Below are 13,055 nucleotides of genomic sequence, written 5' to 3' on the forward strand. Positions count from 1 at the left end.
TCAGATAGCCAGTGGCAGACCGGAGTGTCAATATACTGCCGGTCTCCATCGCTGGCCGTAGCCGCGCGGCGGCGATAGGGTGTCACGGGGAAAGTCGGATTTCAGTGCTGGGCGTGCCGGAAGAGATCCTCGAACCCCTGTCGCGCAGCCCGGTGGCGCGGGACGTGGCCCATCGCGCCGGGGTCTCCACAGCGACGGTGTCCCGGGTGCTGAACGGCTCGGCCGGGGTCCGGGCCGACAAGCGCGCGGCCGTGATGCGGGCCGCCCAGGATCTCGGCTTCGTCGCCAACGGCGCCGCCCGGGCGCTGTCGACCCGCCGGTTCATGGCGGTGGGCGCCGTCGTGCCCAACATCGAGAACGAGGCGTTCGTGCGCGTCCTGTCGAGCTTCCAGGAGCGGCTGCGCCAGGCCGGCTACACCCTGGTCGCCGCCAATGCCGGCTACGATCTGGAGGACGAGCTGCGCGAGGCGACCTTCCTGCTGGAGCGCGGCGTCGACGGGCTGATGCTGGTCGGCGACATCCACCACCCGGATCTCCACGCCCGCATCGCCCGGCATGGCATCCCGATGGTGCAGACCTTCAGCCTGTCGCGGGAGCGGCCGTGCGTCGGCTTCGACAACGCCGCCTCCGCGGCCCGGGCGGCGAACTACCTCGTGGATCTCGGCCACAGGCGGATCGGCGTGATCTCCGGCCTGCGCAAGGACAACGACCGCGGCGGCGCCCGCGTGAACGGCATTGCTCAGGCGCTGGAAGCCCGCGGCCTGCGCCTCGCCCCGGAGCACGACATCGAGATCTCCTACGGCATCGGCGGCGGCCGCGACGGCTTCCGCCAGATGCTGGCCGGCGGGCCGCCGCCCACCGCGATCATCTGCGGCACCGACCAGATCGCCTTCGGCGCCATGATCGAGGCCCGGGCCCGGGGGCTCGACGTGCCCGGCGACCTCTCGGTGATCGGCCACAACGATTCCGACTTCGCGCCCTTCCTCGACCCGGCGCTCACCACGATCCGGATCCATTCCGCCGAGATCGGCCACGCCGCCGGCGACCACCTCATCGCCCGGATGCAGGGCCGCCCGGTGGTGCGCCTCACCCAGATCGACGCCGAGCTGATCCTGCGCGGCAGCACGGCACCGCCGCGCAAGCCCAACGGCGCCTGACGCGGATCGGCGATATCTTGCCACCGCCTTGAAATCGCTTACAAGACGCCGAATGGCGACCGGACGCCCGACCGCGCCACATCCCGGGAGACAGCATGGCCCCCCGCATCGTCCTCCTGCACGCGACGCCGGTCGCGATGGCTCCGATCCAGGCGGCCTTCGCCGAGCGCTGGCCCGACGCCGAGACGGTCAACCTGCTGGATGACGGCCTGTCCCTCGACCGGGCCAAGGAGCCCGGCGAGATCTCCGCGGGCATGATCGACCGGTTCGTGCGCTTCGGGCGCTACGGCCACGACATGGGCGCCGACGGCATCCTGATCACCTGCTCGGCCTTCGGGCCGGCCATCGACCGGCTGAGCGAGACCGTGCCGGTGCCGGTGCTGAAGCCGAACGAGGCGATGTTCCGCGCGGCCATCGCGCAAGGGCAGCGCATCGGCATGCTGGCGACCTTCGGCCCCTCGATCGGCACCATGACCGACGAGTTCGAGGTCTTCGTCGGCCAGTCCGGCCGGGCCGCGACCCTGCGCACGATCCTGGTCGACGACGCCATGGCGCGCCTGCGTGCCGGCGACGCCGAGACCCACAACCGGCTCATCGCCGAGCGGGCGCCGGAACTCTCCGACTGCGACGCGATCATGCTGGCGCATTTCTCGACCTCCCGGGCGGCCGAGGCGGTGCGCGCCGCCGTCGACGTCCCGGTCCTGACCGCGCCGCACGCGGCGGTGGACCGGATGCGCGCCCTGATCGAGACGGCTGAGAGGGCCTGATCCATGAAGCTCGGTGCCTTCTCCGACCGCCTGAGCGGCCATTGCGGCTTCCTGTTCACGGAGCTGCCCTTGTCCGAACGGTTCGCCGCCGCGGCCAAGGCCGGGTTCCGGGCCGTGGAGCATCCGAACCTGTTCGCGACACCGGCCCAAGAGGTGGCGGGCTGGCTCGCGCGGGCCGGCGTGCCCCTGGTCCAGACCGGCTTTCCGGCCGGCGACGCCTCCAAGGGCGAGAAGGGCTTCGCCGCCCTGCCGGACAAGGTCGCCTATTACCGCTCCACCATCGCGCCGACCCTGGACTACGTCGAGCAGCTCGGCTGCCGGATGGTCCACCCGATGGCTGGCATCCGGCCCGCCGGGGCCGAGCCCGCGCGGCTGTGGGCGACCTATCTCGACAACCTCGCCTTCGCGGCCGATGCCGCCAAGGTCCGCGGCATGACCGTGATCGTTGAGCCGATCGGCCCGGGCTCCATCGCCGATTACGTGATCGACGACCCGCTCAAGGCCGTGGAGGCGATCCGGGCGATCGGCCGGGACAACGTCAAGCTGCTGTTCGACGCCTATCACTGCGTCTGCCTCGGCCACGACCCGGCCGCGCTGATCCGGGCGCACGCGCCGCTGATCGCCCATGTCCAGATCGCCGACGATCCGGGCCGTCACGAGCCCGGCACCGGCACCATCGCGTTCGACCCCATTTTCGAGGCCCTTGAGGCGGTGGGCTATGCCGGCTTCATCGGCTGCGAATACCACCCGGCCGCCGGCACCGAGGCCGGCCTCGGCTGGATGCGGGCGGCCTCGGCGTAGGGGCGGCCCTCAGAACCGTGCCGCGACGCCGCCCATGATGGTGCGCGGCTGGCCCGGGGTGGCGTAGCGGTTCTGGAAGGCGCGGTCGTAGTAGGTCTCGTCGAGCAGGTTATCGACGTTGAGGTAGACCCGGACATCCGGCGTGATCTGATAATACGAGATCAGGTTCACCAGCGTGTAGGCGGGCATCGTGAAGGTGGACAGGGCCGCTCCGGCGGCGCGCTTGTCGACGATTGTGAGCCCGCCCCCGAAGCCGAGCCCCCTCAGGTCGCCGCCCTGGATCTCGTAGACCGCCTGCATGGCGAAGCTGTTGGCCGGGATGTTGGCGAGCCGGGTTCCGACCGGGATCGAATTGTCCCGCGCCACCGCCGCGTCGACATGGGTGTAGGTGCCGATCGCGCGCAGGCCGGGTGCCAATTCGCCTGCCACGGTCAGGTCGAACCCGCGGCTCTGGACCACGCCGGCGGCGACGCTGAAGGCGGAATCGAGCGGATCCGTGGTCGGGACATTGGTGCGGCGGATGTCGAACACGGCCGCGGTGGCGTTGAGCCGCCCGTCGAGCAGCCCAACCTTCACGCCGGCCTCGTAGCCTTCGCCGCCCTCGAAGGCGAGGGGCTGGCCGCGCCGGTCCACGGCGGTGCTGGGCTTGAACGAGCGCGCGTAGTTTCCGTAGACTGAGACCGCGTCGGACAGGTCGTAGACGAGCCCGAAACGCGGCAGCGCCTGGGTGCCCTGCAGGTTCGTCGTGCGGTTGGTGATGTAGGATGTCGAATCCTGGCCGACATCCTCGACCCGGACCCCGACCAGGGCGTGCAGCTGCGGCGTGATGTCGATCTGGTCCTGGACGTAGCCCGCGAAGCTCTCGGTGTGCTGCAGGAAATTGGTGATGGTCGGCAGGCTGCGCGGCAGGGCCTGGCCGTAGCGCGGCGCCAGCAGGTCGAGCAGGAACGGGTAGGTCGCGGCGTTCGAGCGGTCGAAGCGTTCCCGGTAGCGGTAGCGGTCGTATTCGAGGCCGAGCAGCAGCGTGTGGTGCAGGAAGCCGGTATCGAACTTGCCGGCCAGGTTGACCTGCAGATCGGTGTCGGACCAGTTGAGGTCGCGCCATTCCAGGTTCCGGCGCAGGGTGCGGCCGTCCGGCAGGAAGCCGTTGGCGGCGGCGCCGACGCCCCAGCTCTTCAGGCTCCCGCCCAGCACTTGACCCCCGGCCGTCAGGACCCAGTCCTGGTCGAACCGGTGCTCGATCCGCAACTGGCCGAGGGCGTCCTGGACCACGCTCGGCGGCAGGCCGGGCTCCCCGAGGAAGCGGGAGCGCGGCACGTTGCGCAGCCGGCCCTGCAGGGGGACGATGCCGCGGTCGAAGGTCGTGCCGGTGCTGACGAACGCCCCCTCCAGGGTGATCGTCGTATCCGCGCTGGGCTTCCACGCGATGACGGGGGCGACGTGGTAGCGGTCGCCGCTCACGTAGTCGCGGAAGCTGCCATTGTCCTCCACCGCGCCGGTGATGCGGGCGAGCACCTGGCCGTTCTCGTCGAGCGCCCCGGTGGCGTCGAAGGTGCTGCGCTTGGCGCCGTAGCTGCCGTACTGCGTGCCGATCGCCAGCGAGCGCTCGGCCAGGGGCTGCTTGGTCACGATGTTGAAGGTGCCGCCGGGATCGCCGCGTCCGTACAGGAAGGCCGACGGCCCCTTCAGCACCTCGATCCGCTCGATCGCCACGACATCGGGCGTGTTCGGGTAGCCGCGATTGATCGGGAAGCCGTTGCGATAATATTCGAAGACGGAGAAGCCGCGGATCGTGACTTCGCTCAGGCCGAGGCCGCCGAAATTGTTGGAGCGGCCGACGCCGGCCAGATCGAGGGCGGTGTCGATCCGTGTTGCGGCGGCGTCCTCCAGCACCTGCCGGGTCACCGGCACGATTGTCTGCGGGACATCGCGCAGGGGCGTGTCGGTGCGGGTGGCGCTGATCGTGGTCGCGGGTGCGTAGCCCTGCGAAGCCCGGGCGGGGCCGCCTTGGCCGGTGACCGAGAGTTCCTCGAGCTGGACCTCGTGATTCGCGTCGACAGCAGGTTCCGCCCAGGCTTCATGCGCGCCAAATAGAGCGGAGATTCCGATCATGATGGCAGAGGCGGCGAGATTTGTTCTCCAATACGGAGAGTTCGTTCCAGTTTGGGTAAGTTCTGTCGACACGTTCGCAAGCCAAGACACTGCCAGGCCGCCGAGATGGTCGAGCGCGACCCGTGCGGTCAAGCTTGCCGGCCGAGATGCCGGCGGTCGAAAACCTGGAATGACTTTGATCTGGCAGACGAATAGCTTACAACGACTCAAAGCTACCGCACGCCGTCACCGCCCTGTTGCCGTTGAGCAACAAAGCGGAAGGCCGCTGCGCGCGAGTCCGGCTTTGCTACGGGGTGCCGATCAGCCGCGCCCGGCGCGCCAGCACCGCCGGCCAGACCTCCGGATTGACCAGCCGCGGCGGGGTCTCGCCCCGCAAAAGACCGATGATCTGCTCGGCGCCCCAGGAGGCCACGTTGCGGCGCGCCTCGTGGGTGACGCCGGCGGTGTGGTAGGTCGCCACCACGGTGTCGATCCGGAGCAGAGGCGAGTCCAGAGGCGGCGGTTCGGGCGCCCAGACGTCCAACCCGGCCCCGGCGAGATGGCCGGAGACCAGGGCCTCGGCGAGCGCGGCCTCGTCGTGGATGCCGCCGCGCGCCGTGGTGACGAACAGGGCCCCGGGCTTCATGGCCGCGAAGGCTTCGGCGCCGAAGCTGCCCCGGGTCGTGGCGTCGAGCGGGCAGTGCAGGGACACGATGTCGGATTCCGCGAGCAGCCGCGCGCGGTCCACCGGCTCGGCGCCGCGCGCTCGGATCTCGTCCGGAGAGAGCAGCGGGTCATAGGCCAGGACCCGCATGTCGAAGCCCCGGGCGAGCTTGGCGACCTCCCGGCCGGTATGGCCGATGCCGACGAGCCCGAGGGTCGCGCCGCCGATCTCGTGGCCCATCAGCGATTCCCGCGAGAATCCCCGTTCCGTCCGCAGCAGCCGGTCCGAGACGCAGATCTTGCGGGAGACAGCGAGCATCAGGCCGATGGCGAGTTCCGCCACCGAGCGGGCATTGCCGCCGACCTGGTTGACCACCGCGACGCCGGCACGCGTGCAGGCGGCCGCGTCCACCGTGTCGAAGCCCGCCCCGCCCGACGAGACCGCGAGCAGGTTCGGGCAGCCGGCGAGGAGGGCGTCGGTGACGTGCCAGCGGCGGGGCAGCTCGTCCCTTGCCGGCGAGACGTGGAAGACGTGGGCCTGCGCGAGCAGGGCCTCGAGCGGCTCCGCCGGGCCCTGCAGGTCGCCGACCTGCAGGTCGATGTCGGGTTCGGCCCTCAGCCGCGCATCGAAGACCGGGTTGATCCAGAGATTGAACCGGCAGACGCGCTTGCGGGCCGCCACCGGGTCAGCCCTTCACGACGGCGTCGATCGCATCGACCACGTGGTCGATGTTGTGGGTGTTGACTGCCGCCACGCAGATCCGGCCGGTCTCCAGGGCGTAGACCTCGTGCTCCTCGCGCAGGCGCGTGGCCTCCGTGGGGGTCAGGCCGGTGTAGGAGAACATGCCCTTCTGCGCCTTGATCGCGTCGAAGCCGCGCTCGGGATGGCGCTGCTGCAGGCTGTCGGCCATGCGCACGCGCATGGACCGGATCCGCTCGCGCATCTCGCCGAGCTCCCGCTCCCAATCGGCGCGCAGCTCCGGATCGGTCAGCACCATCTCGACGATGGCCGCGCCGTGGGTCACCGGGTTCGAGTAGCTCGCCCGCACCAGCCGCTTGGCCAGAGCCTCGACCTTGGTCTTCATGGCCGGGTTCTCGGCCACGATCGTCAGGGCGCCGACGCGCTCGCCGTAGAGCGAGAACGACTTCGAGAACGACGAGGCGACGAAGAATTCCTGGCCGGATTCGGCGAACAGCCGCACCGGCGCGGCATCCGCGTCGAGGCCGTCGCCGAAGCCCTGGTAGGCGATGTCGAGGAACGGGATCAGGCCGCACTCGGCCAGCAGGGGCGCGAGGTCGCTCCACTGGTCGGGCGTCAGGTCGGCGCCGGTCGGGTTGTGGCAGCAGGCGTGCAGCACCACGATCGAGCCCTTGGGCAGATCCTGGAGGTAGGCGCGCATCGCCGGGTAGTCGACGCCGCCGGTCTCGGCCGAGAAATACGGGTAATCGACGACCGTGAAGCCGGCCTGGGTGAACAGCGCCTTGTGGTTCTCCCAGCTCGGGTTGCTCACCGCCACGGTAGCACCGGGATTGAGCCGGGCGAGCACGTCCGCGCCGGTCTTGAGCGCGCCGGTGCCGCCGATGCTCTGGAGCGTCGCGGTGCGGTTCTGCTTCAGGATCGGGGCGCCCTCGCCGAACAGCAGGGCCTGGACCGCGTCGCGGAACGGCTTGGTGCCCTCGATCGGCCGGTAGGTCTTCGGCAGGCCCTTCTCGATCCAGCGCTTCTCGGCGGTCTGAACGGCGCGCAGACGCGGCACCTTGCCGTCGGCATCCGTGTAGACCCCGACCACGAGGTTGAGCTTTTTGGTGCTCGTATCGGCGTTGAAGGCCTCGAACAGGCGCATGATCGGGTCGAGCGGCGCGTCCTGGATGCCGGCGAACAGCGAGGTCATGATCGTCAATCGTCCCAGAGGGGCTTCGATGCGGCGCGTGCGGGCGGTTCTATTCAAAGTCGCGGGCCGGCCGACGCCCTTATTTCCCACAACGCGCCCGCCCGCCAGCGCTCTTACGCGCGGCAGCATCCCGATCCCTTCAACGATGAACGGGTTCTGAAACCGCGGGGCGTCCGGACCGGGCCCGATGCGCGCTTCCCGCGGCGGCCGCCCGACCTTAACGTGTATCGATGAAGCACGCCCTCGCCCCGATCCTCGCCGGCCTCCTGATGACGGCGCCGGTTGCCGCGCAGGCGCCGGTGCGGATCGGCCTGTCGGCGCCGCTCTCCGGGCCGGATGCCGCCTTCGGGCTGGGGCTGCGGCAGGGTGCCGAGCAGGCGGTGGCCGAGCTCAACCGCGCCGCGGGCGGGCGGCCGCGATTCGCCCTCGTGCCGGCCGACGATGCCGGCGACGCCCGGCAGGCGGTCGCGATCGCGAAGAAATTCGCCGCCGACGGGGTGCGGCTCGTCATCGGGCCGTTCGAATCCATCGCGGTCGCGGCCGCGACGCCGGTCTACGAGGAGGCCGGGGCCCTGCTGGTCACACCGGGGGCGACCTACACGCCGCTGACCGGCCGCGGCGCGTGGAACCTGTTCCGGCTGGCGCCGAGCGATGCGCAGCAGGGCCGGGCGGCGGGCGCCTATCTCGCCAAGGCGTTTGCCGGACGGCGCATCGCGATCCTCAACGACCGCTCGACCTTCGGACGCGGGCTCGCCGAAGCCGTGTCGGCGCGCCTGAAGGAGGCCGGCATCCCGGAGGTGCTGTTCGACGGCTTTCCGCGCGGGACCCGCGACCTCGCCGATCTCGTCGGCCGTCTGAAGGCGGCCCGGGTCGAGGCGGTGTATTTCGGCGGCCTTGCGCCGGAGGCGGCGACCCTGCTCCGTGCCCTGCGCGAGGCCAATCTCGGTGCCACGCTGGTCGCCAGCGACGGGATCCTCGACCCCGCCTTCGCGGCCGCCGCCGGGCCGGCCGGGGAGGGGACCGTGATGACCCTGCCGCCCGACCCGCCGCGCCTGCCCGAGCCGAAGGGCGGCAAGGCACCGGCGCGCGGGCCCGAGGCCGAGAGCGTGGCGGCGTCGGGCTACGCGGCGGTCGAGCTGCTGGTCCAGACTTTGGAGCGCGCCCGCGCGGCCGATCCGAAGGCCGGCCGGGTCCCGGAGGGCCGCAAGCTCGCCGACGCCCTGCGCAGCGCCCCGCCGCTGCGCACGATTCTCGGCCCGGTGGGGTTCGATTCCCGCGGCGACCGCACCGGCGGCACCGTCGCCCTGCGGATCTGGCGCCGGACCCCGGACGGACGCCTCGATTACGCCGGCAACGAGGTCCCGGGGCCTTGAAGACCGACGAATCATGTCCACGACTCAGGGCGCGGATGAGAGCATGACTTGCAGCGGGATCGTGTGACGACTACATGCGGGCGGCGTCGCTCAGCAGGCGCGGACCGTCCGTCGGATCGGATCCGCGCCCTGCGGCGTTTCCCGAGCTTGATGACAGCCGTAGAAGTTTTGCCGGAACGCCTGCTGCCGGACGGTCCGACTGGAGAAGGTGCATGGCGAAAGAAGAATTGATGCAGTTCGACGGTCTCGTGATCGAGATCCTGCCGGACGCGCGCTACCGCGTGCAGCTCGACCAGGGCCACGAGATCGTGGCCTACACGGCCGGCAAGATGAAGAAGAACCGCATCAAGACGCTGGCGGGCGACCGGGTCACGGTCGAGATGTCGCCCTACGATCTGGAGAAGGGCCGCCTCGTGTTCCGGCACAAGGACGAGCGCTCCGCAGGCCCGCGACCCCAGGTCCGGGGCGGCCAGTTCCGCCGCCGTTGACGTCCGCGCGCGCGACCCGGGTCTCCTCGGTCGCGCCGGCCTATCTGCTTCTCACACTCACGGCCCTGCTCTGGGCCGGAAACGCGGTCAGCAGCCGCTGGGCGCCGGGCCACGTCTCCCCCCAGGTCATCACGACCCTGCGCTGGGCGGTGGCCTGCACGGTGCTGGCGCCGTTCGCGGCCCGCCGGCTCGCCGCCGAATGGCCGCTCCTGCGCCCGCACTGGCTGCGCATCCTGCTGATGGGCGGCCTCGGCTACACCGCCTTCAACTGCCTGTTCTACGCGGCCGGCGTCCATACCGGCGCCGTCAACCTGGCCCTGTTCCAGGGGGCGATCCCCGTCTTGGTGATCGTGCTCAACCGGCTGGCGTACCGGGTGCCGGTGACCCTCGGGCAGATGCTCGGCGTGGTCCTGACCCTGATCGGCGCCGGGATCGCGGCGACCCACGGCGACTGGACGGTCCTGACCCGGCTGGACTTCAACCGCGGCGACGTGCTCGTGTTCGGGGCCTGCCTGCTCTACGCAGGCTACACGATCTTCTTGCCGACGCGCCCGAAAGTCTCGGCCCTGGCCTTCTTCGCCGCCATGGCGATCGCCGCCTTGGTGACCTCGCTGCCGCCGCTCGCCGTCGAATGGGCCACCGGGCACGCGGTCTGGCCGGGGCTGGAGGGCTGGGCGATGGTCGCCTTCGTCGGCCTGGGGCCGTCGCTGCTGGCGCAGCTGTTCTTCATGCGTGGGGTCGAGCTGATCGGCCCGAACCGGGCGGGCCTGTTCGTCAACCTCGTGCCGATCTTCGGCGCGGTCCTCGCCGTCCTGCTGGTCGGCGAGCCGTTCGGGGCGGTTCAGGCCGTCGCCCTGGCTCTCGTGCTTGGGGGGATCGCCTGTGCCGAGCGCCTGAAGCCGGCGCCGGCCGTGGCGACCCCCGAAGCCGCTTATTCGCAGACGCGCACGCGCCGGATGTAGACGTCGCCATAGGGATCGACGGTGCGGCGGCGCTCGAAGTGGCAGACCGGGCCGTAATCCTCTTCCACGTAGACTGGCGGCGGGGCGCGGTAGACCGGGCGACCCGGGTAGTAGCCGTTGTTGGCCGACGACGCGATGGCGCCGCCTACCGCGAGGCCGCCGAGCACGCCGAGGGCAGCCGCGCCGCCTGCGCCGATCCCGTCACGGGCCTGGGCGGCCGGCGCGAGGGTGGCGAGGCTCCCGACGACGAGGCTCGTCGCGAGAAGGTACTTCATGACATTCCCCCTGGTGGGTGCGATTCGGTCAGGCTTAGGCTGCCTACCACATCTCAGCTTTGGGGCGTTTGTTCGGCCGCACATCCCGACTTGACGTGGGGTGTTCCGACGCACCAAACCCGGATCAGACGCACCAAAACAACAACCGACAGCGGAGGCCGGCATGGTGACACGGGGCTTCGTCGGGCGCAGGCAGCCGCCCGAGGCGGGCGCGCGCATCCCGCCCGGCCAATATCTCACCGAGGATTTCCCGATCCTGCAGATCGGCCCCAACCCGACCGTGGATCTCGCCACCTGGCGGTTCACGCTGCGCGAGGGCTCGCGGCCGATCAAGACGTGGAGCTGGGAGGAATTCGAGGCGCTGCCGCGCACGACCTGGCAGGGGGACATCCACTGCGTCACCAAGTGGTCGAAGTTCGACACCGCCTGGGAGGGCGTGAGCTTCGACGACCTGCTGGCCGATGCCGGCATCGCGGCCCCGACCGCCTTCCTGCTGGCTGAATCCTTCGACGACTACACCACCAACGTGCCGGTGGCCGACCTCGTGAACGGCCGGGCCATGGTGGCGACCCGCTATGCCGGCCAGCCGATCCACCCGGATCATGGCGGCCCGGCGCGGCTCCTCGTGCCGCACCTCTACTTCTGGAAGAGCGCCAAATGGGTGAAGGGCCTCCGCTTCACCCAGACCGACACCGCCGGCTTCTGGGAGCTGCGCGGCTACCACATGTACGGGGATCCCTGGCGTGAGCAGCGCTACACCGGTGACTGAGCCGATCGTCTTCCGCTGGCATCAGGCCGAGATCACCGCGATCGCGCCCGTCACCCCGCAGGTGAAGAGCTTTCGTCTGCGCTGCGAGCTCGCCCAGGCCTACCGGGCCGGCCAGCACGTCGACGTCCGGCTGACCGCTGAGGATGGCTACCAGGCCCAGCGCAGCTACTCGATCGCCTCGGCGCCCGACGGCAGCGGCACCCTGGAGCTGATGGTCGAGGCGCTGCCCGACGGCGAGGTCTCGGGCTGGTTCTCGCAGGCCGCCGAGGTCGGCGACCGGGTCGAGCTGCGCGGGCCGATCGGCGGCTCGTTCTCCTGGGACGGTCCCGATGGCGGCCCGCTGCTGCTGGGGGCCGGCGGCTCCGGCGTGGTGCCGCTGCTGGCGATGCTGCGCCGGCGCGCCCTGGTCGCGCCGCAGATCCCGGCGGCCCTGATCTACTCCGCCCGCACCCGCGAGGAGGCGATCGCGCTCCCCGAGCTGGAGCGCCTCGCCGGCGACGGCACCGGATTCTCCCTGCACCTCACCACCACGCGGGATGCCGGCGGCCGGCGGATCGACGCCGCCCTGGTGGCCGGTGCCCTGGCGCGGGTCGGACGGCCGGGAAAGGTCTTCCTCTGCGGCTCGAACCGTTTCGTCGGGGCCGCCTCGGACCTGATCCTGGAAGCGGGCGTCCCGGCGGGGGTGATCCGCACCGAGCGGTTCGGCAGCTGATCAGGGGCTGAAGATCAGCACGAGGTAGACGAAGAACACCACGAGGTGCACCGCGCCCTCCAGCACCGTGGTGCGCAGGCCCGAGAAAGTCTGGGTGCTGAGGATCAGCGTCACCGCGAGCAGCGTCATCTCGGTGGGCTTGAGGCCGAGCACCACGGTCTGCCCGGTGAGCAGGCCGATCGTGAGGATCGCCGGCACGGTGAGACCCACCGTCGAGGTCGCCGCGCCCAGGCACAGGTTGATCGCCCGCTGCAGCTCGTTGCGGGCGATGGCCCGCAGGGCCGAGATCGCCTCCGGGGTGAACACGATCGCGGCGATCAGCACGCCGCCGAGCGCCGAGGGCGCGCCCAGCGCCGCGATGCCGTGGTCGAGGATCACCGCGAGGCTCTTGGCCAGCAGGACGATCGGCACGACGTTGGCGAGCAGCAGGACCACGTGCTTGCCGATGGCGCTGGCCGAGCGCGCCCCCGCGGCGGCCTCCGCTTCCGCCGCCTCCTCGGCATCCTGGAAGAAATCGCTGTGCCGGCTGGTCTGGATCAGCAGGAACACGCCGTAGAGCGCCAGGGTGAAGACCGAGAAGGCCACCGCCTGAAGGGTCGTCAGCGTCCCGTCGGCGGTGGAGCTGGTGAAGTTCGGGATGATCAGCGCGATGGTGGTCAGCGGAATGATCACCGACAGGAAGGCCGAGGCCCCCTGCAGGTTGTAGCTCTGCTGGTGGTGGCGCAGGCCGCCCATCAGCAGCCCGAGGCCGACCACGCCGTTCAGGACGATCATCAGCACCGCGAACATCGTGTCGCGGCCCAGCGTCGGCGCTTCCTTGGCCGAGAGCATCACGGCGGAGATCAGCGCCACCTCGATGATCACGATCGACAGGGTGAGGACCAGGGTGCCGAGCGGTTCGCCCAGCCGGTGCGCCAGGTCCTCCGCCTCGTGCACGACCCCGAAGGCCGACCAGACGATCACGGCCAGAAGCCAGGCGAACAGCCCACCCGCGAACCAGGGCTGCGCCAGGTCGCCGAGCCAGCCCTTTCCGAACCACGCGAAGGCGAGAACCGTCGCCCACGCCACTACCAGCCGCAGGGCTCCCGTCATGGTCTTGGTCGTC

At 70.7% G+C, this 13,055-nt stretch carries 13 protein-coding genes; 8 read left to right on the forward strand and 5 right to left on the reverse strand.

Features of this window, described 5'->3' with window-relative positions:
* The first annotated feature begins 113 nt into the window (after positions 1-113).
* The 3 genes from WYO_RS08295 to WYO_RS08305 all read left to right on the forward strand — a co-directional run bounded on the left by WYO_RS08295 (position 114) and on the right by WYO_RS08305 (position 2,725).
* Entirely contained in the window at positions 114-1,157 is a 1,044-nt protein-coding gene (locus tag WYO_RS08295; protein ID WP_244424110.1) for a LacI family DNA-binding transcriptional regulator, read from the forward strand.
* A 95-nt stretch (positions 1,158-1,252) separates the two neighbouring features.
* Entirely contained in the window at positions 1,253-1,924 is a 672-nt protein-coding gene (locus WYO_RS08300; protein ID WP_007561155.1) for an aspartate/glutamate racemase family protein, read from the forward strand.
* Positions 1,925-1,927: 3 nt separating this feature from the next.
* The gene (locus tag WYO_RS08305; protein WP_007561157.1) at positions 1,928-2,725 is read left to right on the forward strand and encodes a TIM barrel protein; all 798 of its coding nucleotides are present in this window, start codon (positions 1,928-1,930) and stop codon (positions 2,723-2,725) included.
* A 9-nt stretch (positions 2,726-2,734) separates the two neighbouring features.
* Here WYO_RS08305 and WYO_RS08310 read toward each other — a convergent pair whose 3' ends face one another.
* From WYO_RS08310 to WYO_RS08320, 3 genes are all read right to left on the reverse strand, one after another.
* Positions 2,735-4,837, reverse strand: coding sequence for a TonB-dependent receptor (locus WYO_RS08310; RefSeq protein WP_007561160.1), 2,103 nt, complete (start codon positions 4,835-4,837; stop codon positions 2,735-2,737).
* Positions 4,838-5,123: 286 nt separating this feature from the next.
* Complete coding sequence (locus WYO_RS08315; RefSeq protein ID WP_007561162.1) at positions 5,124-6,161, reverse strand: hydroxyacid dehydrogenase; 1,038 nt, start codon at positions 6,159-6,161, stop codon at positions 5,124-5,126.
* Positions 6,162-6,165: 4 nt separating this feature from the next.
* A complete protein-coding gene (locus tag WYO_RS08320; protein ID WP_039902530.1) occupies positions 6,166-7,371 on the reverse strand; it encodes an amino acid aminotransferase in 1,206 nt (401 codons plus the stop codon).
* 230 nt (positions 7,372-7,601) lie between these two features.
* Between WYO_RS08320 and WYO_RS08325 the strand changes: the two genes are divergently transcribed.
* From WYO_RS08325 to WYO_RS08335, 3 genes are all read left to right on the forward strand, one after another.
* On the forward strand, positions 7,602-8,744 hold the full coding sequence (locus tag WYO_RS08325) for a branched-chain amino acid ABC transporter substrate-binding protein (protein ID WP_007561166.1): 1,143 nt from the start codon (positions 7,602-7,604) through the stop codon (positions 8,742-8,744).
* 212 nt (positions 8,745-8,956) lie between these two features.
* Positions 8,957-9,232 (forward strand): translation initiation factor IF-1, encoded by a 276-nt coding sequence (infA, locus tag WYO_RS08330; RefSeq protein WP_007561169.1) that lies wholly within the window; start codon positions 8,957-8,959, stop codon positions 9,230-9,232.
* Entirely contained in the window at positions 9,229-10,194 is a 966-nt protein-coding gene (locus WYO_RS08335; protein ID WP_007561171.1) for a DMT family transporter, read from the forward strand. Before infA ends, WYO_RS08335 begins: the two co-directional genes overlap by 4 nt.
* On the opposite strand, the gene WYO_RS08340 is transcribed toward WYO_RS08335, so the two are convergent.
* On the reverse strand, positions 10,164-10,469 hold the full coding sequence (locus WYO_RS08340) for a hypothetical protein (protein WP_007561173.1): 306 nt from the start codon (positions 10,467-10,469) through the stop codon (positions 10,164-10,166). The two genes, WYO_RS08335 and WYO_RS08340, sit on opposite strands and share 31 nt — an antisense overlap.
* Positions 10,470-10,632: 163 nt before the next feature.
* Here WYO_RS08340 and WYO_RS08345 point away from each other — a divergent pair, with 163 nt between their 5' ends.
* Positions 10,633-11,238 carry a sulfite oxidase-like oxidoreductase gene (locus WYO_RS08345; protein WP_007561175.1) on the forward strand — a complete coding sequence of 202 codons (606 nt, stop codon included), beginning with the start codon at positions 10,633-10,635 and terminating at the stop codon, positions 11,236-11,238.
* Positions 11,213-11,950 (forward strand): FAD-binding oxidoreductase, encoded by a 738-nt coding sequence (locus WYO_RS08350; RefSeq protein ID WP_230365752.1) that lies wholly within the window; start codon positions 11,213-11,215, stop codon positions 11,948-11,950. Before WYO_RS08345 ends, WYO_RS08350 begins: the two co-directional genes overlap by 26 nt.
* Here WYO_RS08350 and WYO_RS08355 read toward each other — a convergent pair whose 3' ends face one another.
* Positions 11,951-13,042: a calcium:proton antiporter gene (locus WYO_RS08355; protein WP_007561179.1), complete on the reverse strand. Its 1,092-nt coding sequence runs from the start codon at positions 13,040-13,042 to the stop codon at positions 11,951-11,953.
* Positions 13,043-13,055 lie beyond the last annotated feature (13 nt).

Source organism: Methylobacterium sp. GXF4, assembly GCF_000272495.1.
Taxonomy (GTDB): domain Bacteria; phylum Pseudomonadota; class Alphaproteobacteria; order Rhizobiales; family Beijerinckiaceae; genus Methylobacterium; species Methylobacterium brachiatum.